The sequence below is a fragment of the Lysinibacillus sp. UGB7 genome (assembly GCF_049058285.1).
Lineage (GTDB): Bacteria > Bacillota > Bacilli > Bacillales_A > Planococcaceae > Lysinibacillus > Lysinibacillus sphaericus_B.
In genome coordinates this window covers 128617-155429 of sequence record NZ_JBMGUV010000009.1, presented here as the reverse complement: position 1 = coordinate 155429, position 26813 = coordinate 128617, and the positions used below count along the sequence as shown (strand labels likewise).

Below are 26813 nucleotides of genomic sequence, written 5' to 3'. Positions count from 1 at the left end.
TCTGTTGAAGGACTTAGATTCAGAATGGAGGGACACATGAAAAAGGCTTTTGGGTTTTTTATTATTATTTTATGTCTACCCTTCCTTTGGTGGATTAGCACTAGTATCAGGGTAGAATTGGGTACAGCAAAAGCACATGAGGAACAAATTGAAAATGCTATCCATTTGCCAGAAGTACAAGCGCAACTGCCCGTTATACTTATTGATCGGAATGGACAAACATTTAGTGAAGAATATGTCGAATGGCGACAGCCACTAACTTTACAAGATATTCCGCAAATTGCCCAGGAAATTTTTATAGCCAGTGAGGATGTCGACTTTTATGACCATATTGGCTTTGACCTTAGTGCCATCACACGTGCCATGGTGGTCAATTCTAATTCAAAATCCACTTCTCAGGGAGGTAGTACCATTACACAACAGCTTGTTCGCATGCGTTATTTATCGGAAGAAAAAACGTATGAACGGAAATTGACTGAGCTGTTTTATGCATACGAACTTGAAAAAGAGTTTGATAAAGAAACTATTTTAACAATGTATTTAAATGAATCGTATTTTAGTAACCAGGTTTATGGCATTGGCGCTGCTGCAACGTATTATTTTCAAAAGCCAATACAAGAATTATCTGTTGCCGAAATTGCTTTTATTTCTGCCATTCCAAACAACCCGTCTCTCTATAACCCATTGAAAAACTTTGATCATACGAAAGAAAGACAGGAACGTCTTTTAGATACACTTGCAACTAGAGGTACGATTAGCTCAGCAGATGCAACTGCTTATAAAGCAGAAATAATTACATTGAACGTTAAAAATAAAATTCAAAGCTATCCAATGTATGGCACTTATGTCTTGCAGGAATTACGCTGGCTTGTTGCGGAAAAGGAAGGCTATGCAGATCGTCTTGCTAACACGCAAAATGAAGAAGAAAAGAAACAAATTCGAGACCAGCTAGACAACCGGCTCAAAACTTTATTTCAAAATGGCTTAATGATTCACACTGCGCTTGATCCTAACAAACAAGCGCATGATGAGGAGCTGATGACAGCAGTTTTGGGTACTGGAAAGCTACAGGCAGCCGGTACGGTCATTGATAATGTCTCACGAGAGATCGTCAGTATGTATGCTGGTAAAAACTATGAAAAATATGATTATCATCGTGCCTATCAAGGTATGCGACAACCAGGATCTGCTTTTAAGCCATTAGCCGTATACGCTCCTTTTTTTGAAACAACAACGCACACACCGGATTCCATCGTCAATGGTGGTCGTTATTGTGTTGGTTCATTTTGTCCAAAAAATTACGGTGGCTACCTATATGGAGATGTTCCAATTCGTACAGCATTCCGGCACAGTTATAATACCTCCGCTCTTCGACTATTTAATACAGTCGGTGTTGAAACAGCATTTGATTATCTAGATCGTTTCCACTTCCGCTCTATCGTTGCTGAGGATCGTAATTATGCCGCTTCATTAGGAGGGCTAACGTATGGTGTTACTGCATTAGAACTAGCAGATGCCTATACGAGCTTTATCGATGGCTCTTATGTTCTTGCACATAGCATACGTAAGGTAACAGCAAATGATGGAACAGAGCTATACAGTTGGAATACAGAGCGCGATCAAATATGGTCTCCAAAAACAGTAAAGTATATGCGTGGGCTTTTAGCAGATGTTGTGGCAAATGGCACAGGGCAAGGGGTATATAGCGATAGTGATTATATCGGAGCTAAAACGGGAACAACGAATGATTATCGCGACTATTGGCTCGCTGGTTTAAATAGTAAATACACAGCTGCTGTCTGGCTAGGCTATGACAAACCACAGTCCATGGAGAAGCTAGAATCTTACAAAATTCATCATCAGCTATTTAATGTACTGCTGGAATAAACGTTGATGTTAAGCTTCGCTTTTGCGCGCAAAACGATGTGGAACTGTCCCAAAAAGTAAACAAAGCATGCTAGGAACAGTCCTAGCATGCTTTGTTTTGATATACAAGGAAAAATCCGCGTAGTCTCCTAAGCACAGCACAAAAAATAAAAGGAAGCCGGTTCGTGCCTTGCGTGCGGAAAGCATAGCGGATTTTTAACATATGGAAAGATGGCCTTTATTGTTTGAAAATCTTTATTATGTACTAAAATTTTTCAAAGCAATAAAAATTTAGTAGCTATTGTTTACTTAGCAAATGGTAAGCTGGCCAAAATACCGTTATACAATTTCAAAATCACATAAACTACGAGTGACATTAGTAATGTCCACATCAGAAGCTCAAATACTAATAATCCAATTGTTCCACCCATCGAAATAAAATGACTCATTTTATAGATTAAATAAATAAAATAAATAAATACTGTGATGATAAATATACCTGCTAAAGCATAAATCGATTGAATGGCAAATGCAGAACACATAGCGCCCACAAATAGGATAACGTAACCGCCCCGTGCTTGACTCACCGTTGTGCCTTCGCTATCTTTTGAGAAAAATAACATACCGAGCTCATGAATGGTCTCTCCAATTAATTTTAATGCCGAAAACATCATGAAGAATATCATTGCAAACACAATGAGTAATAAAACACGCAGCTCAAAATCCGATAGAAACTCACGCATGCCAGAATATACTCCGATAGATCGAAATAGGTGCAGCGATTCTCCTACAGCATACATACCGAATGTTAAACTGAATAATAAAATAGTAATTAATGGTAGATAACCATAGATATAAGGATTCCTCATAAAAAAATTTTTTCCTCTTTTTTAGTTGATAACTTCCTATTTATAATATAGCGAAAATTCTCCCACTACCGCAAGCTAAATCCCGATAGTGCATATGCATTACCTTTGAAAGTACGTTATAATTACTATACTTACTTGCATAAAGGAGGATTTTTTTGTTACAAGTACTTTATATTTTCATCCCTATGCTAGCTGCGATATTAGTGCCATTCTTATACAAGAGCATAAAAAACATTCATACTGGCTGGTTCGTTCTTGCAGTACCTGCTACACTCGCGATTATTTATGCCTCTTATATAGCGAAAGTTGCAAAGGGTGAAGTTTTCCAAGCTGAACTTCCTTGGATCCCATCACTTGATATTTCTGTCGTGTCTTATTTAGACGGACTTAGCTTGCTATTCTCTTTACTTATCACTGGGATCGGTTCATTGGTTGTGCTTTATTCGATTTTCTACTTAGATAAACATAAAGAGAAACTACATAATTTTTATGTTTACTTATTATTATTTATGACTGCCATGCTAGGCGTTGTACAATCTGATCATTTAATTACTTTGTACTTCTTCTGGGAATTAACGTCGATATCATCATTCTTACTGATTGGCTATTGGTACACACGCGATGCTTCTCGTTTTGGTGCACTGAAGTCAATGATGATTACAGTTGGCGGCGGATTAATGATGTTAGGCGGATTTATTCTGCTGTATTTAATGGGGGGAACGTATTCAATTCGTGAACTCATTGTGATGGCACCAAATTTAGTAGAGCATCCATTGTTTACATGGTCGTTAGTATTATTACTATTAGGTGCATTTACGAAATCCGCGCAATTCCCATTCTATATTTGGTTACCAGATGCGATGGAAGCGCCGACACCTGTCAGTGCATACCTCCACTCTGCAACAATGGTGAAGGCTGGTATTTACTTAGTGGCCCGTTTCACACCAATTTTCGCCGTTTCAGAGCTTTGGGTATGGCTCGTAACAGCAGTAGGTCTATTCACGTTATTCTGGGGATCGTTCTTTGCCGTGAAACAAACGGATTTAAAAGGGATTCTTGCGTTCTCTACTGTCAGTCAGCTCGGACTTATTATGTCGTTATTGGGTGCAGGCGCAGGCGCATTTCATGTGAATGGTGCAGCAGATTCAGTATTTAGATTTGCAGCCTTTGCAGCCATGTTCCACCTTATTAACCATGCAACATTTAAAGGGAGCTTGTTCATGATCGCGGGTATTATCGATCATGAAACTGGCACGCGTGATATACGTAAACTCGGTGGATTAATGAGTATTATGCCACTCAGTTTTACAGTTGCAGCAATTGGCAGCTTCTCGATGGCAGGATTACCACCATTTAACGGCTTCTTGAGTAAAGAAATGTTTTTAACAGCGATGCTAGCACTTAAAGAATTTGAATTGTACGGCTTTGATACATGGGGAGCTCTTTTCCCAATCGTAGCTTGGATTGCAAGTATTTTTACATTCATCTATAGTTGCTACTTTGTCTTTAGAACATTCACGGGACAATACAAACCACAACAATACGCGAAAATACCACATGAAGCACCCATTGGCATGCTTATTTCACCGATGATTTTAGCAGCGTTTGTTGTCATAATATTCTTCATTCCTAATCTAATTGGTGATACTTTTGTAAAGCCAGCTGTTCAAGCGATTCAGCCGTTTTTATATGATGCTCCGGGGGATATTGATATCCATGTATCAGCTTGGCATGGCTTAACACCCGAATTGTTTATGACAATTGGTATTGTGATTATCGGTGTTTTATTGTTTGTGGCTTTACCAAAATGGCAGGGTCTCTACAAATTATTCCCAAGATCACTGACATTGAATAATGCCTATGACAAAATCATGCAAGGATTGGATGTTGGTTTAAATCGTATCTCACGTCTTTATATGACGGGCTCGATGCGTCACTACTTACTTTATATGTTTAGCGGTATTGTGGCGATTGTGTTAGGTACTTTATTTGTAAAAGATGCCTTTTCAATTTCCTTTGAAGGGGCCGCACCTATTCGTTTGTACGAAATTATTTTAATATTTGTTTTAGTCATTGGTACTGCTACAACGATAGTAGCAAAATCACGTTTGACCGCAATAATCGGTCTCGGTTCAGTTGGCTATACAGTAGCATTATTCTTCGTTATTTTTAATGCCCCTGATTTAGCATTAACTCAGCTTGTCATTGAAACAATTTCCGTCGCCTTATTCCTTATGGCGTTTTATCACCTTCCAAAGCTTGGGAAACGGGAAGAACGTATGCGCTTTCAATTAAACCGTGCGATTATCTCAATCGCGGTTGGCGTTATGGTGACGTTGATCGCATTATCAGCGCATTCGCAAAAATTTATCCCGTCCATCTCAAAATATTACGAGGAAACCGTCTATTCCTTAGCAGGCGGTGGGAATATCGTCAACGTTATTTTAGTAGACTATCGTGGTTTCGATACATTATTTGAAATTACAGTATTAAGTATTGCGGGTATGGCTATTTTAGCAATGATTAAGCTCCGCATGAATAGAAAGGAGAAAGCACATGAAAACAAATGATGTGATTCTTCAATTCACAGCAAAAATTGTGTTCTTCATTATTTTCTTCTTCTCCATTCATATTTTTATGGCTGGGCATTATACACCAGGAGGCGGCTTTGTCGGAGGACTGTTAACATCCAGTGCCATTGTATTATTAGTACTTGCTTTTGATTTAAATACAGTACGTACTGTACTACCGTTTAATTACACGTACTTAACGGCAACTGGTTTATTATTAGCACTTGCAACAGCAGCGTTTCCAATGTTTAGGGGAAAGCCATTTTTCACTCACTTCTTCGACTATTTCGATTTACCGCTTCTAGGCAAACAGTCATTACACACGGCAATGCTCTTTGATGGCGGCGTTTACTTGGTTGTTGTCGGCGTTACGATGACCATTATTCAAACGATTGGGGAGGATGAATAATGGAAATAATTATGGCGTTTGTCATCGGCTTCTTGTTCATGGCAGCGGTTTATTTAATCTTATCAAAAAGTTTATTGCGCATTATTATTGGTACGGGACTTCTAAGTCATGGCGCCCATTTGCTTATTTTAACGATGGGTGGCCTTGGAGGAGAGGCACCCCCTGTTTTAACAGAAGGTGCCAAAACGTTTGCTGATCCGTTGCCACAAGCACTAATCTTAACAGCAATTGTTATTAGCTTCGGCGTAACGGCATTCTTCCTTGTGCTGGCATATCGTTCATATCAGGAGCTCGAGACTGATGATATTAGTTTAATGAGAGGAAGTGATGAGGATGAATAACTTCCTTTTACTACCGATTATCATCCCGTTCTTTTTCGGAATGATTTTAATGTTTGGTCAAAAAAATTTAAAATACCAGCGTACATTTGCATTACTCGGTATTGGACTAGCCCTCGTATCAGCGATTTCACTTCTACTAAAAGTAAAAAATGATGGGGTACAAAAAGTTACATTTGGTGATTGGCCTGTTCCATACGGTATTACTATGGTGTCGGATATGGTATCGGCGTTGCTGGTCACAACGACACTTCTGATTACTTTTTTTGTCGTGTGGTATGGCTTCGGCTCAATCACAAAAGAGCGTGAGCGCTACTTCTACTATCCTGGTATTATGTTTATTTTAACTGGTGTAAATGGAGCCTTTACGACAGGTGATATTTTTAACTTATTCGTCTTCTTTGAAGTCCTACTAATGTCATCGTACTTACTAATTGTACTGGGTGGCGAAAAGCAACAACTGATGGGCTCTATTAAATATATTTTAATTAATGTCATTTCATCAGCATTATTTGTCATTACAGTAGCCTTCCTCTACTCTGTTGTCGGTACGTTAAATATGGCGGACATCGCGGTGAAAATCGGTGAAATTGACCAACCAGGCATTGTGACAGTGATTGCTGTACTATTTTTAATGGTATTTGGGCTAAAAGCAGCGATTTTTCCACTCTACTTCTGGCTTCCAACATCCTATGCAGCAGCGCCTATTCCAGTGTTAGTTCTATTTGGTGCATTGTTAACGAAGGTTGGGATTTATGCGATTACTCGTACCTATACATTGTTTTTCGTCTATGACTTATCGTATACACATGATTTACTAATGGCATTGGCGATTGCTACTATTATAGCAGGCTGTATTGGTGCCCTTGCTTATTTCGATGTTAAACTCATTATTATTTACAACATTGTTATTGCCGTAGGTGTTATTTTATTCGGTGTCTCTCAAATGAATGAAATTGCCCTTAAAGGGGCGATGTTCTATTTAATTCATGACATGCTGATAAAAGCGGCGCTCTTTATGCTAATTGGCATTGTGATTTACATTACAGGCACATCTGATTTGCGTAAAATGGGTGGGCTTATGAAAAAGTACCCGGCACTAGGCTGGTTCTACTTAATCGCAGCCTTTGGTTTAGCAGGGATTCCCCCACTGAGTGGCTTCATCGGCAAATTATTAATCGTACAAGGGGGCTTTGAAGCTGGAAGTACGTGGAGTAGTATTTTTATTTTAGCTTCTTCCCTACTAGTCCTGCTTTCTGTCATTCGTATTTTCCTTTATGCCTTCTGGGGTGAAGAAAAGGAGACGAAGGGTACAGTTGATAAAAAAGTCTATGCTACGCTATTTACCCCTACTGTGCTATTAGTGCTAATTACAGTGGCATACGGTGTTGGTACTGAATGGCTTACTCCATTTATGGACGATGCCGCTAAACTATTAAATGATCCATCTATTTATATAGATGCTGTTATGAAGGAGGATTAGAGCTATGGCATTTCAAATCATCTTAAACTTTGCTCTTGCCTTCGTTTGGATGTTCCTGTCATCTAATTACACAGCAACCGGCTTTATTGTTGGATTCATACTCGGCATTATATTACTTGTCATCATGCGAAGATTTTTTTCGTCGCGACTATATGTTGTCCGAATATGGGCAATTATTAAGCTCACTGTCCTTTTTCTAAAAGAGTTAATATTAGCAAATATCCAAGTACTACAAGTTGTCTTAAAGCCAAAACTTGATATGCAACCTGCATTCTTTGCTTACCCTACTGTTTTAAGAGAAGACTGGGAAATTACTCTATTATCAAGTCTTATTACATTAACACCGGGGACAGTAGTAGTACATGTGTCGGACGATGCAAAAACATTGTATGTGCATGCGATTGATATTAGTGATGTCGATGATGCCATTGCAGCCATTCGAGATTCATTTGAAAAAGTGATTTTGGAGGTGAGTAAATCATGATGACGTTTATTATTGCTTCAGTTGTAGTGATTTGCTTATCAATGATCGCAGTGATTTATCGTATGGTTAAGGGGCCTTCCGCATCTGATCGTGTCGTAGCACTGGATTCACTAGGTGTGTCACTTATTTCGTTAATCGGCCTATTTTCAGTATTGGTCGAAACGAGCTTCTTCCTTGAGATTGTATTATTGATAGCGATTTTATCGTTCATCGGTACAGTTGCTTTCTCTAAATTCATAGAGAAAGGAGATATCATTAAACGTGACAATTCTCGCTAATAGTTTAGTTATCTTGTTCATTTCTGTTGGGGTACTATTTATCGTCGTTACCGCCATCGGTCTTATTCGATTACCTGATTTGTACACACGTGCACATGCAGCTTCTAAAAGTGCAACGCTAGGTGTCATGTGTGTGCTAATTGGTGTCTTCTTTCACTTTTGGCTAATCGAAGATCATTTTAATCCTCGTATTTTATTAGGCATTTTGTTTCTATTCATCACAGGTCCAGTTGGTGGACATATTATGACCCGTTCCTCTTATATTGCAGGTGTCAAGCCTTGGAAAGGAACAGTACGTGACGACCTTGCTGCTGAAATTGACAAAATGAAAAAGGAGCAAGGAATTAAATAAAGCTATTCCATTTATGTATTTCAACATAAAAACGACAAAAGACATCGAGAAGTTCACTCTCGATATCTTTTGTCATTTTTTTATGTTTAGAAAATGGCATTCCCCTACCAACCTTGAACTTATTAAGTGGCTTGCCGTGTCCAAGTAGCGAACTTCTTCAAATTCATGGCAGCAGAAGTAAGTATCGCCTGCATGGCAATTTTTTAAGACCTCTTAAGGTTGTGCATCACATACCATGCTTTTCCTGCAAATCCGCAAAGACACGTTCAATTGTTTCTTTGCGCTTCGCATAGATTTGTTTGATGTCATAAGCATCATAGCATCACCTCAAAAGTTCACTTGCAATCAACACTTTAGATTGAGTTCTAAATGTAGAAGTTGATTGGAACAAAGGAGGTGACTCGTGCCGGAAAAGCGGGAAAGTCGAGATCCTGGACTGAGCAAAGCGAGGGAAGCAGCTCGACTCAGCCCGCGGAAAGCGCCCGCCCCTAGTGGAAATCAACGGTTTTATCTAAATATGTTGTGAAAGAAAAAAGATTATAGGCTACCCGATATTTTTTCAAGTTTGTCTACAGTCTGAAACAATAACACATTGCTCTTAAGCAACGTATTGTCGTTTTAATGATTTAGATATATCCTTTTTTTGTTAAAAACGTGGTTAGCTGCTCTACACATTCCTCAATCGAATGTTGCTCGGTATCTAAAATAACTTCTGGTTGTTCTGGTTCTTCATATGGTGCACTAATGCCAGTAAAATTTGTGATTTCCGCATTGCGGGCTTTTTTATAAAGACCTTTCGGATCACGCTTTTCGCATGTTTCCACGGAGCATTTTACATAAACCTCTAAAAATTCCCCCTCTTCCACCAAATCACGGACAATTTGACGATCTGCTCGGTACGGTGAAATAAAGGCCGTCAAAACTATTTGTCCGCTCTCCACAAAGAGTTTAGAGACTTCTCCGATACGTCGAATATTTTCTTTGCGATGTGCTTCACCAAAGCCTAAATCATTATTTAAACCATGACGCACATTGTCGCCATCTAATACAAAAGCTTGATTGCCTCTTTCAAACAATGTGCGTGCAAAAGCATTCGCAACGGATGATTTCCCTGAAGCAGATAGGCCTGTAAACCATAAAATAAAGCTATGATGTTTATTTCGTGTACGACGCTCTTGTTTTGTAATAGATGACTCATGCCAAACGATATTTGTACTCAATTTAGTACCTCCCTACGCATTCCTCTAATTAGCACCTCTACAACCTCTGCTCGACTAAATGTACTTGGAGGAACCTCGCCATTGCGTAGCATTTCACGTACCTTCGTGCCCGATAATATCACATGACAAGTGCTATCGTGTGGACATGTTTTCGTTGTTGCCATCCCCTCACATTTACTGCAATAAAAGCTGTGTTCGAACTTTAGTGGGACAATTCCTAGTTCAGTCCCTGAGAATTGTTCGAAGATTTTTTGTGCGTCATATGTGCCGTAGTAATCTCCAACACCAGCATGGTCACGTCCGACAATAAAATGCGTGCAACCGTAATTTTTACGTACAAGTGCATGGAAAATAGCTTCTTTCGGGCCTGCATAGCGCATAGCTGCTGGGAATACGCCTAGTTGTACACGGTGCTCTGGGTAATAATTCTTTAATAAGACCTCATAGCTTTCCATGCGAATGGCAGCAGATACATCATCTGATTTTGTTTCACCTACTAATGGATTTAAAAATAAACCATCGATTGTTTCTAACGCAGCCTTTTGAATGTACTCATGCGCACGATGTACAGGATTCCGTGTTTGGAAGCCGACAATTGTTTGCCATCCCTTCTCTGCAAATAGCTGACGTGTTTCAATTGGGTCAAATGAGTAGGCCTGGAATTTTTCCTCTAGTCGTTTTATTAATGTAATCTTACCGCCAATATAAATACTTGGACGCTCATGTAATTTTTTAACTCCAGGATGCTCTAAATCCTTTGTACCATAAACTAGTAACGCTTCTTTGTGTTTATCTGGCTCATAAATATCAGCAACCACAATGACACCATAAGGCTCACCAGCATGTACGAGCTTCACCTCATCCCCAACTTGCAGGCTTGTAGAATTTTCTTTTGTAATGGGTAGCGTAATAGGTATACTCCAAACAATACCAGAGGCTAATCGTGTGTTTTCTATAACAGATTCATAATCTTCCTTTGTAAAAAAACCATCAATTGGACTGTAACCACCAATTGCAATCAGCTCTAGATCACTTAGTGCCATCGCATCAATTTCAATTTCTTTCTTGATGTGTGTAATAGACTTATCTGGATGATAGGCTTGCACTAAAATACCGCCATGTGGTTGTAAACTCATGTAAATTTCCTCCTATATCAATTAAAATACTTAGTTTTATATTAAATTCCTTCACCAGCATCGTATATGGTGCGGTCTTCCTCACGCACTGTACGCATTAAGCTTATTGCACCAAGTGTTCCAACAATTGTGCTTCCCATTAAGACGATGGCATATAAATCTTTCTCCATAAAGAGTTGGACAAGGCTATAAGAAATCACCAATGAAAAGATTGGTGATACAATCCAAATACGAATAATTTTTTTCACAATATGCTTATGGAAAATTTGTTTTCCATTTTTAGCCATAGCCATTCCAATAATAGAGGAGGATGTTACTTGTGTTAATGGGACTGGAAGCCCAAACACGGAGCTTATGCCTACTAGCACTGCACCAGTAGTTGAAATGACAATTCCCTCTGCTTTTTCAAAGCGCACAATTTTTTTCCCGTTTGTTTCGAGAACCCGCTTGCCGAGAAGCATCGCACCTAGGGCTACAAAGGCCCCGCCAAGCCAAATGCCATTTGTTACAGTCATTATGCCAGCGCCAACAATTGGACCAACTGCATTGGCGACATTATTCATGCCTGCTGAAAAGGCTTCGAAAAATCCCGCGAACACTAACAAAACCGTGAGTATGGGGCGGTCTTTTAAATAACCTCTGTTTTTTAATTTATAAAGTAATTTTCCAAAGAAAAGCGCACTGATAAATGCTATGAACGGCACGAGCACCCAAAAAGACATGATGATTAGCAAAGATTTAATGTAGAGCACTTTGTAGGCAATGCCTACACCTACAACGGCACCAACCGTTACTTCACTTGTCGATAACGGAATACCTAAAAGATTAGCAAGAAATAAAGAACTCGTCGCAGCTATTAAAATAATCATAACGATATTTACGGTAATATACTCTTGTGGCATAATGCCTGAACTTATCGTCTTGACTACTTCACCACCACCAAGTACCGCTCCAGCAAAAACACCTACTGCACAAATCAACAGTGCTTGCCAGGCCTTTTTAATGGCACCTGCTCCGTAAGCAACTCCCATCGATGCAGCAGCACCACTTGCTCCAATATTCATAGCAAAAAATAAACCTATGAAAATAGCAATGTATTCTAGCATGGCAACACTCCCTTATCCGTGTAACCCACACTCATTTTTACCAAATCCTTGCCATCTGCCTGAACGTAAATCATCCATATTAAATGCTGGTTGTGTACAATGTTCACAGCCAATGCTTGGATAGCCTTTGTCATGCAATGGGTTGTACGGCAAATTATGCTTTGACACGTAACGCCATACATCCTTCCAGGTCCAATGAATAAGCGGGCAAATTTTAATTGACTTAAATTTTTCATCTCGATTAATGAAGTTGGTGTTCATTCGCGTTGGAGATTGCTCACGACGTAATCCTGAAATCCAAGCCTTTGCACCTGATAGCGCCTCATTTAAAGGTAGCATTTTGCGAATTTCACAACATTTGTTTGGATTTGTCTTCCATAATTCATGACCAAATTGTTGTGCCTGTTCCTCAAGTGTAAGTGCAGATTTTTTTAAAATAATATTGAGCTGTGGATATTTTTCCTTTACTCGATTAATCGTTTCATATGTTTCCTTAAAATGAACATCTGTGTCTAAAAAGACAATTGTTGCGTTTGGTTTTACCTTTGAGATGAGGTCAATTAGGACAATCCCTTCAATGCCAAAGCTGCAGGCATAGACGATTTCCTCACCATATTCTCCATAACTCCAGTGTAAAACTTCAAGTGCTGCCTTATATGTCTCATCCTGTTCAAAGACTATCGTTGGCTCTTGCCAAGTTACATACGTTAACATGTAATCCCCCTCATAAAAATCAATTACGCCACGGCGTAATGATACCAGTCGCCTTGTCCTCATTCCTTTTCGTGCAGAAAAACATATGTACAAATTTAAACTGTACTTTGGCCTACACGATAAAAAGGCGTTCTAACAACAGGCACAAAAATACTACTTGCCTACGTTAAAACGCCTCTAGTTTGACTAGCCAGCTTTTATTGGTGATTGTGTACTGGTCATCTACACCTCATACAACGATCACATTTAATATAATCCAATATATACTATATTTCACCTAGTAGTCAACTAGGTTTTCCAAAAAAAATTAAAGCATTCTAATCCTTTTCGTTCTTATACGATGTACCAACTAATAAGTTTACGAATATTTTATTCATGATAGCTGTCTTTTGCTACATATCACCTCACTTCTTTAACCTTTATGCCCAAATAATTACAAATTAAGAATGTATAATACTTTATGAAATTAAAAACCAATCGAATTATTACTCCAATTAAACAATTAACGATTATTATTGTGCTTGCCAATAATTCATCAATTTTAAATCACTTTTTATTTTTATAATTCCTTGTTGACTAATAGGAAATATATGCTTAATGTATAACTATGATTGAAGACAAACAAAACAAATAAAAAGCTGATCAGAAAATCTGAAGGCCATCTACTCAAACTACTACTGTAACTTTGAGAGATGGTCTTTTGCGTTTTTCGACAAAAAAGGAGAGATACTTTATGAGGAAAAGACAACATATTTTTCAAACGTTCACCCTATTAACTGCGTTAACACTGGCGTTAACAGGGTGCAGTAATAGTCCCTCTGACCAAGATACAAATGATGCGGGTGCAAAAAAATCTGTTGAATTATTAAATGTTTCCTATGATCCGACACGCGAGCTTTATCAAGAATTCAACAATGATTTTATGGCTAAATGGAAAGATGAAACGGGTCAGGTTGTGACGATACAACAATCGCATGGTGGTTCTGGCAAGCAGGGGCGTGCAGTAATTGATGGACTTGAAGCTGATGTAGTCACACTAGCTCTTGCCTACGATATTGATGAAATTGCACAAACGCGTGAGTTACTAAACACAGAGTGGCAAACAGAATTTGAAAGTAATTCTACACCGTACACTTCGACGATTGTTTTTTTAGTACGTAAAGGGAATCCAAAGGGCATTCAAGATTGGCAAGATCTAACGAAAGACGATGTATCCGTTATAACGCCAAACCCTAAAACATCCGGTGGAGCCCGTTGGAATTACTTAGCCGCTTGGGCTTATGCTGCTAAGCTGTATCACAATGATGAAGCGAAGGTAAAAGAATTTATGACGGCACTCTATAGCAATGTAGAGGTTCTAGATTCTGGTGCACGTGGCTCAACAACTACTTTTGTTGAACGTGAAATTGGCGATGTCTTAATCGCTTGGGAGAACGAGGCCTATTTATCGTTGAATGAGTTAGGTAAAGACGAATTTGAAATCATCACACCATCGTTAAGTATTTTAGCAGAGCCACCTGTTGCAATCGTCGATAAAAATGTAGATAAAAAAGGGACTCGCGAAGTTGCAGAGGCATATTTAAAACATTTGTATAGTGATATTGGGCAAGAAATTGCAGCTAAAAATTACTATCGTCCACGTAATGCTGACATACTTGCCAAATACCAAGATCAATTCCCTACCCTTGAACTCATTTCGATTGAAGACTTTGGCGGGTGGGAAAAAGCACAATCCACACATTTTAAAGATGGTGGAACATTCGATGAAATTTACGTGCCACAATAAGGAGGCTTTTCATGAATAGCCTAACATTAAAAAAGAAGCCAGCCCGTGTAATTCCAGGCTTCCATCTTTCTCTTGGTTATACGATGTTATACGTGAGCTTACTTGTTCTCTTGCCACTAGCAATGATTTTTTTTCATACCATGTCCTTAAGTTGGGCAGAGTTTGTCAGTATCGTGAGCAATCCACGTGCCATTGCCTCCTATAAGCTAAGCTTCGGCACAGCGCTCGCTGCTGGTTTACTCAATGTTTTATTCGGCACAATTATCGCTTGGGTGCTTGTACGCTATCACTTTCCGTTCAAACGCATTATTGACGGACTAGTAGATTTACCATTTGCCTTACCGACCGCTGTTGCGGGGATTGCTTTAACTTCTCTATATGCACCAAATGGCTGGATTGGTCAGTTTTTTGATTTTAAAATTGCCTTTACCCCTCTTGGAATTATTATCGCCCTGACATTTATCGGGTTACCCTTCGTTGTACGTACGGTGCAACCGGTATTGCAAAATATTAGTGCAGAAGTTGAGGAAGCTTCAGCAAGTCTTGGTGCAACACGTCTTCAAACATTTAGCAAAGTTATTTTTCCAGAACTTGTACCTGCAATTTTAACAGGCTTTTCTTTAGCCTTCGCACGTGCATTAGGGGAATATGGATCGGTTGTTTTTATCGCTGGAAATATGCCGATGAAAACCGAAATAACACCATTAATCATTATGACGAAGCTTGAACAATATGATTATGCAGGTGCTACTGCTATTGCTGTCGTAATGCTTGTCACTTCCTTCGTCCTATTATTCACCATTAATCTTATACAATGGCTGGCAAATCGTCGCTTTGTACATTAGGAGGAATTTTAATGGACCATTCTACTTCAATTGAGCAGGTTGCTCCTCAAAAAAATACGGCCGCTGCAAAACCTGCCGCCTTGCAAGAACCACGTTTTATTCAGTATAGTTTGACATTTATTGCACTGGCCTTTTTAGCGTTGTTTATCGTGTTACCTCTCGTTTCAATTTTTATTACTGCCTTTCAAAAAGGGGCAGATGTTTATTTTGCTGCCATCACGCATGCAGATGCTTTATCTGCCATCAAGCTGACACTGATAGTCGTAGCAATAGCCGTTCCCTTAAATGCGATTTTTGGTGTAATTGCTGCTTGGGCACTAACAAAATTTAATTTTAAAGGCAAAAATCTTCTGCTGACACTTGTTGATTTACCGTTTGCAGTGTCTCCTGTTATTGCAGGTCTTGTCTTTATTTTATTATTTGGTGCGCAAGGCTTGTTCGGTGATTGGTTATTTGCCAATGACATTAAAATCGTTTTCGCTTTGCCCGGTATTGTACTGGCTACAATTTTTGTGACTTTGCCTTTTGTTGCCCGGGAGCTCATTCCACTTATGCAGGCACAAGGAACATCTGAAGAAGAGGCCTCTATTTCACTCGGTGCAAATGGCTTTAAAACATTTTGGTATGTCACACTGCCAAATATAAAATGGGGTCTGTTTTATGGTCTGATTTTATGTAATGCACGTGCCATTGGTGAATTCGGCGCTGTCTCCGTTGTCTCTGGGCATATTCGTGGTATGACGAATACGATGCCACTCCATATCGAAATTTTATACAATGAATATCAATTCTCAGCAGCCTTTGCTGTCGCTTCACTCATGAGTGTGATTGCTATTGTAACGCTCATTATCAAAGATATCGTTGCTTGGAAATCAAAATCAGTTTAATGGAGGGATTACCTGCATGAGCATCCAAATTCAAAATGTTTCAAAAAGATTTGGTTCTTTTCAGGCTTTAAAAGATGTATCCATCGATATCCAATCTGGGGAGCTAATCGCTTTACTCGGTCCTTCTGGCTCTGGCAAAACTTCTCTACTACGTGTTATTGGCGGCTTGAAACTTCTGATGTCGGTGACATTTTATTTGACGGCCAAACCATTACGAATCGTCATCCAAAGGAGCGTAACGTTGGTTTCGTTTTCCAGCATTACGCACTATTTCGCCATATGACGGTATTTGATAATGTCGCTTATGGACTTAAAGTTCGTCCTCGAAAAACAAGGCCTAGCAAGGAAAAGATTAAGGAAAAAGTAATGGAGCTATTACAACTCGTAAAGCTCGAAAATTTTGCAGGCCGTTATCCAACAGAGCTTTCAGGAGGGCAGCGGCAGCGTGTAGCACTTGCCAGAGCACTTGCAGTCGAGCCTAAGGTATTACTCTTAGATGAACCATTCGGTGCACTCGATGCCAAGGTACGTAAGGAATTACGGCGATGGTTACGAAAACTTCATGATGAGTTCCACATTACGAGTATATTTGTGACACATGACCAAGAAGAAGCACTTGATGTTGCAGATCGCATCGTCGTGATGAATAACGGACAAATCGAGCAAATCGGTAGTCCAGATGAAGTATACACCCATCCAAAAAGTCCATTTGTGTATGATTTTTTAGGGAATGTCAATCTTTTCAAAGGGCGTTTACATAACGGTAAACTTACATACGGCGAATTTACTATTGATGTGCCTGACTCACATGCTCATACACAAGAAGATGCAGTAGGCTACGTCCGTCCACACGATATTCAAATTGAACAAACAGCTGTATCAGGTACTGTTCCTGCCACAGTAAGCCATATTCATTTACTCGGTCCAATCGTACAGATTGAGTTACGCCGTGAGGATATGGATGAATACTTAGAGGCAGAGCTTTCAAAGGAACAATTCCATACCCTTCGGCTCAAAGTTGGAGACTCTGTTTTTGTAAAACCAAAACAATTAAAAGTATTTGTCCCTGAGGATTTCTCCATTTAAAAAGAAGGGAATCATTTGTCTCTCGACAGCCCCAGACTGTAGACAAACTCAAAAAATAATTGAGTTTGTTTACAGTTTTTTTCTTTTCAAATAGAAGACTCTATATGAACCCGTTGATTTCCACTACGGCGGACGCTTTTCGCGGGATGGCTTCAGTCTCCTCGTCGCTATGCTTCTGCGGGGCCTTTTCGCTCATGCTATTCCCGCAGAAGTCGCCACCTGCGCTCCAATCAACTAAATGATTGAGGTGATGGATAGGATGACGAAAAATAGTAATCATGAACGACATCCATTAGAAATACTGACAATTGACCAAATGGTGCCTGAAGGCCATTTAGTCGAAAACTTATATTCACCACGTGATCGTCCATGTGTTAATACCGTGGTTCTATATAAATTAAAAATCACCTCAAAGGAAAACCAAAGAGGTGATTTTTATCAAGCTTTATTATAAATTATTTTATTACTTTAAAATGATTAATCTTTTTGAAAAGATACAGTAGAAACCACTATACAAAAAATCAAATTTTCTGCGTAGTAGCCTTAATTTCCCCCTTAACTATTATGGAATTGTCGGCCGTCAAATACAGCTTCTACATAGCCTAGACGGATAACGAAATCACCAAAATGCTCGCCTTCTAAACGATCTTTAGCATAATGTAAAAGTATAGGACGAAGCTCTGCTAAAATTTCTTCTTCTCCGATATTTTCACGGTAAATTTTGTTTAAGCGATTACCTGTAAAGCTTGCACCTAGATACATATTATATTTTCCAGGTCCTTTACCGATAAAGCCTATTTCGCCCATAGCGGCACGGGAGCACCCATTTGGACAGCCCGACATACGGATGACGATTTCTGTGTCATGGAGGCCTACTTCATCGATAATTGTATCGATTTTCGTAATGAGTGCAGGTAAATAACGTTCTGCCTCCGCCATCGCTAAACCACAAGTAGGTAAAGAAACACAGGCAATCGAATTGCGACGTAGCGCTGAATAGTATGCGCCATCTGTTAGCTTATATTGCTCAATAAGTGCGGCAATTGCTTTCTTCTTCTGTGGTGCTACATTGCCAATCATTAAATTCTGATTTGGCGTTAAACGGAAATCACCTGTATGCACTTTTGCAATTTCGCGTAAGCCCATTAACAATTGATAATCCTCAAAATCTTTAATGCGACCATTTTGAATGAATAATGTGTAATGCCAATTGTCGTCTGCCCCTTTAATCCAACCGAATTCATCACCTGTACGTTCAAAGATAAATGGGCGCGCCTGTTGCATTTCCCAACCAAGACGACGATGTAATTCTGTATTAAACCATTCAAGACCTCGAGCGTCAATTGTGTATTTAAAGCGCGCATTTTTACGCTCCGAACGATTCCCATAGTCCCGTTGAATCGTAATAATTTTCTCAGCAGTTTCAAGTAACTTATCGGGGGTAATAAACCCAATGACACGTGCAAGTTGTGGATATGTTGCATGATCCCCATGCGTCATTCCCATACCTCCGCCGACTGCTACGTTAAAGCCCACTAATTGTTCTTCTTCAACAATTGCGATAAGGCCAATGTCCTGAGAGTAAACATCAACATCATTACTCGGTGGAATAGCAATGCCTATTTTAAATTTACGTGGCAAATATTGCGCCCCATAAATTGGCTCGATTTCATCGTCCTGACTATCGACCACCTTTTCCCCATCTAGCCATAGTTCATGGTAAGCGCGTGTTCTTGGCAATAAATGTTCACTTAGTTTTGCGGACCAGTTGTAAATTTCCTCGTGTAATGCTGATTGATTTGGATTGACATTACACATTACATTTCGATTGACATCCCCACAAGCAGCGAGGGAATCCAATAGTACATCATTGATTTCCTGCATATATTTTTTAACATTCCATTTTAAAATACCGTGCACTTGGAACGCTTGGCGTGTTGTTAATTTTAATGACCCATTACCATATTTTCTAGCCATTTCATCCATTACAAGCCATTGTGCTGATGTTGCTGCTCCACCTGGTGTACGGACACGCACCATAAATTGATAAGCAGGCTCAAGTTTTTGACGTTGACGTTCATTTCGAAGATCACGATCATCTTGTAAGTAACTACCATGGAACTTCATCAGGCGATTATCATCTTCTGGAATTCCAGAACTTAATGGGTCATTCATTGTTTGTTCAAGGGAACCACGCAGATAATTGCTTTCTGTTTTAATACGCTCTACATCACTAGGTGTACCCGATTGAGGTGGCAACACAATTTTTTTTTTCATTCTTATCGCTCCTTAATAAACGTCACGTTGGTAGCGTTTTTGTTGTTTTAATTCTTTTACAAAGGCTTTTGCTTCTTCAGCCGTTTTTTGCCCTTGCTGTTCAATTATGCGATGTAATGTTTGATCAACATCCGTCGCCATTGACTTATCATCGCCGCACACATAAATCACAGCCCCCTGCTCAAGCCACTCATAGAAGACTTCCGCATTTTCTTCGATTTTATGTTGCACATATACTTTTTTATCTGTATCGCGCGAAAAAGCAACATTCATTTTGGTTAATGTCCCTGAAACTAACCAGCGTTGCCAATCTGTTTGATACAGAAAATCCGTTACAAAGTGTTGATCACCAAAGAATAGCCATGCTTTACCCTCTATACCTAGCTCTTCACGCTCCTCTAAAAATGCTCGATATGGGGCAATCCCTGTACCTGCACCAATCATAATAATTGGTGTATCCTCTTGTTCTGGTAATCTAAAATTCTGGTTTTTATGAACATAAATTGGCACTGTATCACCAACTTGAATACGCTCGGTAAAACTGCCTGAGCAAACGCCAAGACGTTCCCGACCATTCTTCTCAAAGCTTACCTTACCAATCGTTAAATGCACCTCATCACTATTTGCCTTTTGGCTACTAGCAATTGAATAAAGACGAGCAGGAATTTTACGTAGAAGGGCAACGAATTGTTGTGCCTCCCACGAAAAAGGTGCGAAATCTCCCGCAATATCTAGTAAATCACGGCCCTTTACATAGTCCTTCCATGCGATGTCATCTTCAAGTAAAGCGACAAAATCCTCATGTGTTGTGTAAGCAGCCATTTTTCGCAATAAAGGTTTCGATAAAACCGTTATCTCTAGCTTTTTCTGTAATGCCTCTTTTAAGGTTAATGACTCTTCAAATACAGTTACCTTTGACTCTGCATTTAATTGAAGTGCTGTTAATAATGCATCTACTAAGGATTCATCATTTTCTGGTTGAATCCCAATACTATCGCCAGGCTCAAAATGAAAATCGGCTCCTTCAATAGCAAGCTCCACATGGTACGTTTCTTTGTTAGAACCACGCCCATTAAGATTTAGATTTTCTAGCACTTCTGCATAAAAAGGATTTTTACGAGAATAAGCAGATTTAGTTCTCTTTGTATCTACTTGGCCTTGCTGTGAACTAATTACTGTTTCTGTACTTCGCAGTAATTCCTGCTGAACAGCTGCGAACCACTGTGCTGCAGGTTCATCATAATCTAAGTCACAGTCTGTACGTGGGGCGATACGTGTTGCCCTTAACTTCTCAAACTGCTCATCGAAATCCTGACCAGTTTTACAGAAAAATTCATAGGAGCTATCCCCTAATGCCAGCACCGAATAATGAAGATGCTCTAAATTCGGTGCTCGCTTACTATGCAAGAAATCATAAAACTGCATTGCCTGATCTGGTGGCTCTCCCTCGCCATGCGTACTAACAACGAGTAATAGATTCTTTATTTTCTTTAAATTATTGGGTTTAAAACTCGCTAAGGAAGCGATGGATACTTCAACATCTTTGTCTTTTAATATCGATGCATATTTTTCAGCTAAACCTTGACTATTTCCTGTTTGTGAACCATATAAAATTGTTACTTCTTTAGTAATGGGAGCTACTGTTTGTGATGATTCCTCAACAATTACCTTTTCGGCTGATTGTGGTGCACTTAAATAACCATTCAGCCAGATTTTCTGTTCTACTGTTAATTTAGGAAGAAGCTCATTTAATAGCTTTACCTGCTCCTCACTAAACGGACTATTTATTACTTGCAGTTTCAACTTTGCCACCTCACGTATTAATTTTAAAAATTATCTAAGACGTATTTTTTCTTTCTTTTCAATTTGTACCACGTAGGAATTTTGTACAATTAATGTAATCGATCCGTTGTTCACTGTATTTAAGAATTGTCGGACATTATGTAATGCTAGATTTACATTTTCCGCTCTTTTATCTACCATTATTAAACACCTTCCCCTTAAATTTTAAAGTTGTAATAATTGATGAATACGTTCCACTAAAACTTTCCTCACATTGTCGTCATAGCCTAAGCTTTCACATAGAATAACGTTCTTTTCCTCATAATCCATCAAACGTTTCACTATGCTCTGACGTAATATACCGGTAAATAATAAATATGGCACAATAAATACACGGTTGTTGTTTTCTTGCTTCTGCTGTAACCACTCTTCAAAGGTCGGACTCCTTCCATATAAAAAACACGTATCTACAGTTACATATGCATATTTGTCACGTAACCTTGTCGCAATTTTTGCTAAATCGAGCTTCACTGCTGGATCGCTACTACCACGTCCTATGAGCAAAACGCTTGCATGCTCTATAGGACGTTGAGTATCTAAAACACGTGCATGTAGTGTGTCTATTAATAGTTCGTGTACACCGAGTGGTTCACCGTATGTAAACCGAACAGTAGGATATTGTATTTTCGCTTTTTCTATTTCTATGGGAATATCGTATTTCGCATGCTGGGCGGCTAATAATAAAATCGGCATAATTGCAATGGCCGTTGCTCCACGTTGTATACAGCTCGCTATGCCTTCCGTGATGGTTGGTTCGGCTAGCTCTAAAAAACAAATTTCTTGAATTGGTGCATCAACTTCTCGCTGTACCCGCAAAAGAAATGCAACAGCTTGCTCCACACCAGTTTTTACCCGACTACCATGTGCAATATATAATGTTGCCTGCATGAAAGCACTCCCTTACCCAGAAATTTCTTCTAGCAGGGGTTCTGGAATAACATTTTCCCACCATTGAATTTTTTCACGAAGTGCCACTACCTCTCCAACAACAATCACGCTAGGATTTTGAATGTTTTCCTTCTGGACCACATCTACAATATTCGCCAAAGTGCCTGTGACAGTTTTTTGTTGTGCAAAGGTTCCCCAGTGAACAATTGCTACAGGTGTTTTTTCATCGCGACCGTATTTGAGCAATTGCTGGCAGATGTAAGGAAGATTACCAACCCCCATATAAATGGCAATCGTATCAATCCCCTTTGCTAGGCATTCCCATTGAATGGTATCATCTTTTCCTGCTCGCATATGTCCAGTGACCATGGCAAAACTTGAACTTAAGTCACGATGTGTAACAGGAATACCTGCATAAGCTGGCGCAGCAATACCAGAAGTGATACCTGGTACAATTTCAAACGGAATATTATGCTGTGCAAGTACCCCTGCTTCCTCAGCACCTCTTCCGAAAACGAATGGGTCACCGCCCTTTAATCTGGTCACAATAAGGCCTTGTTGCGCGTAGTTTACGAGTGAACGATTAATTTGCTCTTGAATCATGGCATGCTGATTAGGCAACTTGCCACAAAAAATCAATTTGGCATCTTTTTTGGCATATGTTAGTAACTCCTTATTAATGAGTCGGTCATACAAAATGACATCTGCTGTTTCAATGCAACGTAGTCCCTTTACTGTAATAAGGTCAACATCTCCAGGACCTGCTCCTACAATATGAACTTTCACCACGTAATCCCCTCCTTTTTCTTTTCTCTTCGTAGAGATAAAAAAGAGGCCCCCATCATCCATAGGCATAGCCATGCCTGTGAATAATAGGAGCCTCTAGTTTACTAGTCAGCTGCTTTTTAATTCTTAGTAATATAATAAGAATAATAAATAATATAGTATATTCTGTCAACAATTAATTTGTACTTCCAAATGTTCTTTAAAGTAAAAAAAAAACAGCCACCGATTCAGCACCGATAACTGGTTGGATAATTTTTTTACACCTGTCATATTTGAATGACTATGGTGATGTTTTATGCAATGCTTTTAAAAGATGTTATCACGTGTGTTGATTTACTTTTTATTGCTATTAAAAATCTTAATCTTGGCAGACGTTGATTTCAGCTAAGGCTGACTCGCTTTCTGCGGGCACGGCTTCAACTAAGCAAACCCTTACATCCATTATTTTACTTAAAACATACGTCTGTGTTTTTCATTTTAAACAAAGTAATTCCATTGTTTATCTTTAGCTGACAGCACCATTTGCATTACAATAAAATTCAAGTAAAGCAACCAGTTACCGATTCACCATCGATAACTGGTTGGATAATTTTTTTTACGTCTGTCATATTTGAGTTAATATGGTCTTCCATAACGTGGGAATGGGTGACCAGGTCGAAAATATGGTGGACGTGGTGGATATGGTCGATAGTTTGGATAGTACGGATAATACGGATACTGATTAAATTGTGATCCAACTAAACTTCCTAAAAATCCTCCAAAAAACGGTGCACCAAATGGCAATAAGAAGCTACCAAAGCCACCAGGATATCCTCCGAAATTTCGCATATGCTACCTCCCTTTTTACTCTATCTTATGAAAGAGGGAACATAACCCACATGTGTATCGCCTACCTTATTTTTCTTCTCCTAGTCGCTGCACAAAGTTAGCCAAAGTACGTACCATAACTCCTGTTCCGCCTTTTGGTCCTAAATCGTGTGTAGCCATCGCATCAGATGTTCCTGCAATGTCTAAATGAATCCATGGTGTATCGCCGACAAACTCGCCAACAAAACCTCCACCGAATATCATATGCCCATCGCGGCCTGGAGAGTTGTTTAAATCAGCAACATCGGATTTACGAATACGTTTTTTATCACTTTCTGTTAATGGTAAACGCCAGACAAATTCATCTGTTTCCTGGGCAGCTTCCATAAAAGCAGCATAAAATTCATCGTTATTCGCTAGTGCACCTGTTTTATCCATACCAAGTGCTGTAATGACACCACCAGTTAATGTTGCTACATCAATCAATGCCGTCGCTCCTTGCTGTTTGGCATAAGTAGTAGCATCTGCAAGTACTAAACGTCCCTCTGCATCTGTATTTAAAATCTCTACCGTTTTACCACTATACATTGTTATGACGTCATCTGGTTTAAACGCTAGACCGGATACCATATTGTCAGTAGAACCAATAACCGCTACTACATTTTTATTAGGACGTAATTCACCAATAATTTTCATAGCACCTAGGACTGCAGCTGCACCACCCATATCACCCTTCATACCAACCATTGAATCTTTTGGTTTCAAAGAATAGCCGCCCGTATCATATGTAACCCCTTTACCAACAAGACCTATTGGATCAGCAAAATCTTCTGTTGCTTTATATTTTAATGTTATTAAACGAGGTTCTTCAATTGAACCTTGATTAACACTTAAAATACCACCCATACCAAGCTCCTCTAATTGAGCTTTATCTAAAATTTCTACTTCAAGATCGTATTCAGCAGCTAGTGTCTCTGCATAATTTGCTAAGTCTGTAGCTGTTAATAAATTTGGTGGTAGATTAATTAAGCTACGTGCTTCATTCACTGCATTTGCATAAATAATACCTACTTCATAGCTTGCAACAACCTCATCTATATCTTCTGCAGCTGTCACAAGATGGACAGCATCTATACGTTGATCTACCTCATTAGAAGTTGTTTTATAATGAGGAATAGAATAGTAACCAAGACCTGTCCCCTCACCAGCTAGAAACGTAACATCTGTCACAGTAATAGCATCAGTCGTGAAGGATTCTAGCCAGATAGAATACTCTTTTACTTTTAAAGTTCGTAGCTCTTTACCTACTAAACCAAATGCCGCACGTAAATCGCCTTCTGTTAAATTTTTGCGCTCGTCTAACCCAACAAATAAAATTCGTTTAAGCTTATTGTGCTCTTTCATAAAGGGCAATTTCGTAATTTTTTTCAGGTCTGTTGATACGTCGCCTGTACTTAACCACGCATTCAATGAATCTCCATAAAATGTTGAAAAGCTTGCCCAATCCTGCATTTGTTCGCGATGTTTTGTGACCCCTACAACCAGTACTTCTGTAGCAATCGTTTCAAATGTTTTTGCTTCTTTTACAATATGCATGTCAATTCCTCCATTTCAATATTCCCATTATACCTAACTTTCAAAAAAGAGCGTAATATTTGGCTATTTCTTTTTTTAGAAAATAATGAATGTTATAATAAAAGTAATTTCAAGCGAAGGTTGTGATGTGTGTGAGTATACTTCAAAATACCCCTTTACTGGTCGCCCTCTTTTGTGTCCTCTTTGCACAATTTGTAAAAATTCCTATTCATTTTTTAATGACAAAACAGATTAAGTGGGGCCTTTTTACATCGACTGGGGGAATGCCTAGTTCACACTCTGCATCCGTCACAGGACTAACAACCTCAATTGCCTACGAAGCTGGTCTAAACTCACCAGTTTTTGCAGTAGCTGCCATGTTTTCATTCATCGTTATGTATGATGCAAGTGGTGTTCGCTATCAAGCCGGACAACATGCAGTAGTATTAAATCAACTCCGCAAAGATTTTGAAACATTGATACGAGATATTAAAGAATGGCCACAAATGGATGGGCAAGAAAAAATGGAAGAGTTAAAAACATTACTTGGTCACAAGCGTAGTGAGGTATTTTTCGGGGCACTGACTGGCATTTTTATCGCCATCATCATCTATCAATTCATACAATAAAGAAAAGGAGTTAACTCAAATTTTTGAGTCAACTCCTTTGTTCTATTCAACGCCTCGACGACATTGTCTCCAGGTTTCCCAATAGACCTGTACTGAAAATCGTTAAAACATACGATAGCCATTTTTGCGTAAAAAAATCATCACAATGCCTGCCACAATTGCACCTGCAAAGCCACCAGTTAAAATTGAAATATCTACAACTTGTAGTGCTTGCAATTTATCTAAAAGGGCTGGAAATGCTGTACCTGGTTTAAAAATATAATCTAAAAAGCTTACATCATCTACAATAAAGACAACAACAATTGGATACACAACCGCCATTAACCATGTCATACGCAGTAACATATTCAGCAAGAACCCGATACCAAAAAACATGACGAAAAATAACACAATTGAAATGATTAACTGTACTAATGAAACTGGACCATCCATCTATGTATAACCTCCGTTTTCCTCTCATTAGTTTACCTGATAAAAAGGATGCTTTCAATGAACAAGTCTTTGATGTCGCTTGTTTGTCATATTTAGCTAAAGAAAAAAATATTCGTTTACTGATTGGTGTTCGATCTTGGTCTACCAG

The 26813-nt window shown here is 39.1% G+C and carries 26 protein-coding genes and 2 pseudogenes; 14 read left to right on the top strand and 14 right to left on the bottom strand.

Features of this window, described 5'->3' with window-relative positions; translation table 11 throughout:
• Positions 1-36 precede the first annotated feature (36 nt).
• Entirely contained in the window at positions 37-1887 is a 1851-nt protein-coding gene (locus ACOMCU_RS10740) for a transglycosylase domain-containing protein (protein ID WP_010857516.1), read from the top strand.
• A gap of 284 nt (positions 1888-2171) precedes the next feature.
• Here the strand turns inward: ACOMCU_RS10740 and ACOMCU_RS10735 are convergent, their stop codons facing one another.
• Positions 2172-2735, bottom strand: coding sequence for a DUF5366 family protein (locus ACOMCU_RS10735; RefSeq protein ID WP_010857515.1), 564 nt, complete (start codon positions 2733-2735; stop codon positions 2172-2174).
• A 155-nt stretch (positions 2736-2890) separates the two neighbouring features.
• Here ACOMCU_RS10735 and ACOMCU_RS10730 point away from each other — a divergent pair, with 155 nt between their 5' ends.
• Genes ACOMCU_RS10730 through mnhG form a run of 7 tightly spaced genes read left to right on the top strand, consistent with a single transcriptional unit; the run spans position 2891 to position 8649 of the window.
• Complete coding sequence (locus ACOMCU_RS10730; RefSeq protein ID WP_010857514.1) at positions 2891-5305, top strand: Na+/H+ antiporter subunit A; 2415 nt, start codon at positions 2891-2893, stop codon at positions 5303-5305.
• Positions 5292-5714: a Na(+)/H(+) antiporter subunit B gene (locus ACOMCU_RS10725; RefSeq protein ID WP_219365126.1), complete on the top strand. Its 423-nt coding sequence runs from the start codon at positions 5292-5294 to the stop codon at positions 5712-5714. The genes ACOMCU_RS10730 and ACOMCU_RS10725 overlap by 14 nt, the downstream gene beginning before the upstream one ends.
• The gene (locus tag ACOMCU_RS10720; protein ID WP_010857512.1) at positions 5714-6055 is read left to right on the top strand and encodes a Na(+)/H(+) antiporter subunit C; all 342 of its coding nucleotides are present in this window, start codon (positions 5714-5716) and stop codon (positions 6053-6055) included. Before ACOMCU_RS10725 ends, ACOMCU_RS10720 begins: the two co-directional genes overlap by 1 nt.
• The gene (locus ACOMCU_RS10715) at positions 6048-7535 is read left to right on the top strand and encodes a Na+/H+ antiporter subunit D (protein ID WP_421050150.1); all 1488 of its coding nucleotides are present in this window, start codon (positions 6048-6050) and stop codon (positions 7533-7535) included. The genes ACOMCU_RS10720 and ACOMCU_RS10715 overlap by 8 nt, the downstream gene beginning before the upstream one ends.
• 4 nt (positions 7536-7539) lie before the next feature.
• Positions 7540-8019: a Na+/H+ antiporter subunit E gene (locus tag ACOMCU_RS10710; protein ID WP_421050149.1), complete on the top strand. Its 480-nt coding sequence runs from the start codon at positions 7540-7542 to the stop codon at positions 8017-8019.
• Positions 8016-8297, top strand: coding sequence for a Na(+)/H(+) antiporter subunit F1 (locus tag ACOMCU_RS10705; protein WP_010857509.1), 282 nt, complete (start codon positions 8016-8018; stop codon positions 8295-8297). Before ACOMCU_RS10710 ends, ACOMCU_RS10705 begins: the two co-directional genes overlap by 4 nt.
• Positions 8281-8649, top strand: a complete 369-nt coding sequence (gene mnhG / locus ACOMCU_RS10700; protein ID WP_010857508.1) for a monovalent cation/H(+) antiporter subunit G — start codon at positions 8281-8283, stop codon at positions 8647-8649. The genes ACOMCU_RS10705 and mnhG overlap by 17 nt, the downstream gene beginning before the upstream one ends.
• Before the next feature lie 122 nt (positions 8650-8771).
• Here mnhG and ACOMCU_RS10695 read toward each other — a convergent pair.
• The 5 genes and pseudogenes from ACOMCU_RS10695 to ACOMCU_RS10675 all read right to left on the bottom strand — a co-directional run.
• Positions 8772-8950: pseudogene (locus ACOMCU_RS10695) on the bottom strand (transposase); the annotation flags it as partial.
• Between the two features lie 325 nt (positions 8951-9275).
• Entirely contained in the window at positions 9276-9869 is a 594-nt protein-coding gene (gene cysC, locus ACOMCU_RS10690; RefSeq protein ID WP_421050148.1) for an adenylyl-sulfate kinase, read from the bottom strand.
• The gene (gene sat / locus ACOMCU_RS10685) at positions 9866-11005 is read right to left on the bottom strand and encodes a sulfate adenylyltransferase (protein ID WP_010857506.1); all 1140 of its coding nucleotides are present in this window, start codon (positions 11003-11005) and stop codon (positions 9866-9868) included. Before sat ends, cysC begins: the two co-directional genes overlap by 4 nt.
• 41 nt (positions 11006-11046) lie before the next feature.
• Positions 11047-12111 carry an inorganic phosphate transporter gene (locus ACOMCU_RS10680; protein WP_421050147.1) on the bottom strand — a complete coding sequence of 355 codons (1065 nt, stop codon included), beginning with the start codon at positions 12109-12111 and terminating at the stop codon, positions 11047-11049.
• Positions 12112-12123: 12 nt separating this feature from the next.
• Positions 12124-12825, bottom strand: coding sequence for a phosphoadenylyl-sulfate reductase (locus ACOMCU_RS10675; protein WP_421050146.1), 702 nt, complete (start codon positions 12823-12825; stop codon positions 12124-12126).
• A gap of 733 nt (positions 12826-13558) precedes the next feature.
• Between ACOMCU_RS10675 and ACOMCU_RS10670 the strand changes: the two genes are divergently transcribed.
• From ACOMCU_RS10670 to ACOMCU_RS10650, 5 genes and pseudogenes are all read left to right on the top strand, one after another.
• Positions 13559-14611, top strand: a complete 1053-nt coding sequence (locus ACOMCU_RS10670) for a sulfate ABC transporter substrate-binding protein (RefSeq protein WP_421050145.1) — start codon at positions 13559-13561, stop codon at positions 14609-14611.
• An 11-nt stretch (positions 14612-14622) separates the two neighbouring features.
• A complete protein-coding gene (cysT, locus tag ACOMCU_RS10665) occupies positions 14623-15456 on the top strand; it encodes a sulfate ABC transporter permease subunit CysT (RefSeq protein WP_010857502.1) in 834 nt (277 codons plus the stop codon).
• Positions 15457-15467: 11 nt separating this feature from the next.
• Positions 15468-16343 (top strand): sulfate ABC transporter permease subunit CysW, encoded by an 876-nt coding sequence (gene cysW, locus ACOMCU_RS10660; RefSeq protein WP_421050144.1) that lies wholly within the window; start codon positions 15468-15470, stop codon positions 16341-16343.
• A 16-nt stretch (positions 16344-16359) separates the two neighbouring features.
• Positions 16360-17429, top strand: a pseudogene (locus ACOMCU_RS10655) (sulfate/molybdate ABC transporter ATP-binding protein).
• Positions 17430-17688: 259 nt separating this feature from the next.
• Entirely contained in the window at positions 17689-17883 is a 195-nt protein-coding gene (locus ACOMCU_RS10650; protein ID WP_421050143.1) for a hypothetical protein, read from the top strand.
• A gap of 101 nt (positions 17884-17984) precedes the next feature.
• Here the strand turns inward: ACOMCU_RS10650 and cysI are convergent, their stop codons facing one another.
• From cysI to ACOMCU_RS10615, 7 genes are all read right to left on the bottom strand, one after another.
• Positions 17985-19706, bottom strand: coding sequence for an assimilatory sulfite reductase (NADPH) hemoprotein subunit (cysI, locus tag ACOMCU_RS10645; protein ID WP_010857498.1), 1722 nt, complete (start codon positions 19704-19706; stop codon positions 17985-17987).
• Positions 19707-19718: 12 nt separating this feature from the next.
• Complete coding sequence (locus tag ACOMCU_RS10640) at positions 19719-21509, bottom strand: assimilatory sulfite reductase (NADPH) flavoprotein subunit (protein ID WP_421050142.1); 1791 nt, start codon at positions 21507-21509, stop codon at positions 19719-19721.
• A 30-nt stretch (positions 21510-21539) separates the two neighbouring features.
• On the bottom strand, positions 21540-21689 hold the full coding sequence (locus ACOMCU_RS10635) for a DUF2292 domain-containing protein (protein WP_421050141.1): 150 nt from the start codon (positions 21687-21689) through the stop codon (positions 21540-21542).
• A 24-nt stretch (positions 21690-21713) separates the two neighbouring features.
• On the bottom strand, positions 21714-22436 hold the full coding sequence (locus tag ACOMCU_RS10630; RefSeq protein ID WP_421050140.1) for a sirohydrochlorin chelatase: 723 nt from the start codon (positions 22434-22436) through the stop codon (positions 21714-21716).
• Between the two features lie 12 nt (positions 22437-22448).
• The gene (cobA, locus tag ACOMCU_RS10625) at positions 22449-23225 is read right to left on the bottom strand and encodes a uroporphyrinogen-III C-methyltransferase (RefSeq protein WP_421050139.1); all 777 of its coding nucleotides are present in this window, start codon (positions 23223-23225) and stop codon (positions 22449-22451) included.
• A 612-nt stretch (positions 23226-23837) separates the two neighbouring features.
• The gene (locus ACOMCU_RS10620; protein WP_010857493.1) at positions 23838-24050 is read right to left on the bottom strand and encodes a hypothetical protein; all 213 of its coding nucleotides are present in this window, start codon (positions 24048-24050) and stop codon (positions 23838-23840) included.
• A 66-nt stretch (positions 24051-24116) separates the two neighbouring features.
• A complete protein-coding gene (locus tag ACOMCU_RS10615) occupies positions 24117-25625 on the bottom strand; it encodes a leucyl aminopeptidase (protein WP_421050138.1) in 1509 nt (502 codons plus the stop codon).
• A 125-nt stretch (positions 25626-25750) separates the two neighbouring features.
• Here ACOMCU_RS10615 and ACOMCU_RS10610 point away from each other — a divergent pair, with 125 nt between their 5' ends.
• A complete protein-coding gene (locus tag ACOMCU_RS10610; protein WP_036129753.1) occupies positions 25751-26233 on the top strand; it encodes a divergent PAP2 family protein in 483 nt (160 codons plus the stop codon).
• Positions 26234-26335: 102 nt separating this feature from the next.
• Here ACOMCU_RS10610 and ACOMCU_RS10605 read toward each other — a convergent pair whose 3' ends face one another.
• The gene (locus ACOMCU_RS10605; RefSeq protein WP_010857490.1) at positions 26336-26665 is read right to left on the bottom strand and encodes a YuiB family protein; all 330 of its coding nucleotides are present in this window, start codon (positions 26663-26665) and stop codon (positions 26336-26338) included.
• Between the last annotated feature and the right edge of the window lie 148 nt (positions 26666-26813).

Excerpts from the sequence above, each read along its gene's own strand:
- ACOMCU_RS10740 (WP_010857516.1), top strand. The coding sequence starts at position 37 with ATGAAAAAGGCTTTTGGGTTTTTTATTATTATTTTATGTCTACCCTTC.
- ACOMCU_RS10735 (WP_010857515.1), bottom strand. The coding sequence starts at position 2,735 with ATGAGGAATCCTTATATCTATGGTTATCTACCATTAATTACTATTTTA.
- ACOMCU_RS10725 (WP_219365126.1), top strand. The coding sequence starts at position 5,292 with ATGAAAACAAATGATGTGATTCTTCAATTCACAGCAAAAATTGTGTTC.
- ACOMCU_RS10720 (WP_010857512.1), top strand. The coding sequence starts at position 5,714 with ATGGAAATAATTATGGCGTTTGTCATCGGCTTCTTGTTCATGGCAGCG.
- ACOMCU_RS10715 (WP_421050150.1), top strand. The coding sequence starts at position 6,048 with ATGAATAACTTCCTTTTACTACCGATTATCATCCCGTTCTTTTTCGGA.
- ACOMCU_RS10710 (WP_421050149.1), top strand. The coding sequence starts at position 7,540 with ATGGCATTTCAAATCATCTTAAACTTTGCTCTTGCCTTCGTTTGGATG.
- ACOMCU_RS10705 (WP_010857509.1), top strand. The coding sequence starts at position 8,016 with ATGATGACGTTTATTATTGCTTCAGTTGTAGTGATTTGCTTATCAATG.
- sat (WP_010857506.1), bottom strand. The coding sequence starts at position 11,005 with ATGAGTTTACAACCACATGGCGGTATTTTAGTGCAAGCCTATCATCCA.
- ACOMCU_RS10680 (WP_421050147.1), bottom strand. The coding sequence starts at position 12,111 with ATGCTAGAATACATTGCTATTTTCATAGGTTTATTTTTTGCTATGAAT.
- ACOMCU_RS10675 (WP_421050146.1), bottom strand. The coding sequence starts at position 12,825 with ATGTTAACGTATGTAACTTGGCAAGAGCCAACGATAGTCTTTGAACAG.
- ACOMCU_RS10670 (WP_421050145.1), top strand. The coding sequence starts at position 13,559 with ATGAGGAAAAGACAACATATTTTTCAAACGTTCACCCTATTAACTGCG.
- cysT (WP_010857502.1), top strand. The coding sequence starts at position 14,623 with ATGAATAGCCTAACATTAAAAAAGAAGCCAGCCCGTGTAATTCCAGGC.
- cysW (WP_421050144.1), top strand. The coding sequence starts at position 15,468 with ATGGACCATTCTACTTCAATTGAGCAGGTTGCTCCTCAAAAAAATACG.
- ACOMCU_RS10650 (WP_421050143.1), top strand. The coding sequence starts at position 17,689 with ATGACGAAAAATAGTAATCATGAACGACATCCATTAGAAATACTGACA.
- cysI (WP_010857498.1), bottom strand. The coding sequence starts at position 19,706 with ATGAAAAAAAAAATTGTGTTGCCACCTCAATCGGGTACACCTAGTGAT.
- ACOMCU_RS10635 (WP_421050141.1), bottom strand. The coding sequence starts at position 21,689 with ATGGTAGATAAAAGAGCGGAAAATGTAAATCTAGCATTACATAATGTC.
- ACOMCU_RS10630 (WP_421050140.1), bottom strand. The coding sequence starts at position 22,436 with ATGCAGGCAACATTATATATTGCACATGGTAGTCGGGTAAAAACTGGT.
- ACOMCU_RS10620 (WP_010857493.1), bottom strand. The coding sequence starts at position 24,050 with ATGCGAAATTTCGGAGGATATCCTGGTGGCTTTGGTAGCTTCTTATTG.
- ACOMCU_RS10615 (WP_421050138.1), bottom strand. The coding sequence starts at position 25,625 with ATGCATATTGTAAAAGAAGCAAAAACATTTGAAACGATTGCTACAGAA.
- ACOMCU_RS10610 (WP_036129753.1), top strand. The coding sequence starts at position 25,751 with ATGTGTGTGAGTATACTTCAAAATACCCCTTTACTGGTCGCCCTCTTT.
- ACOMCU_RS10605 (WP_010857490.1), bottom strand. The coding sequence starts at position 26,665 with ATGGATGGTCCAGTTTCATTAGTACAGTTAATCATTTCAATTGTGTTA.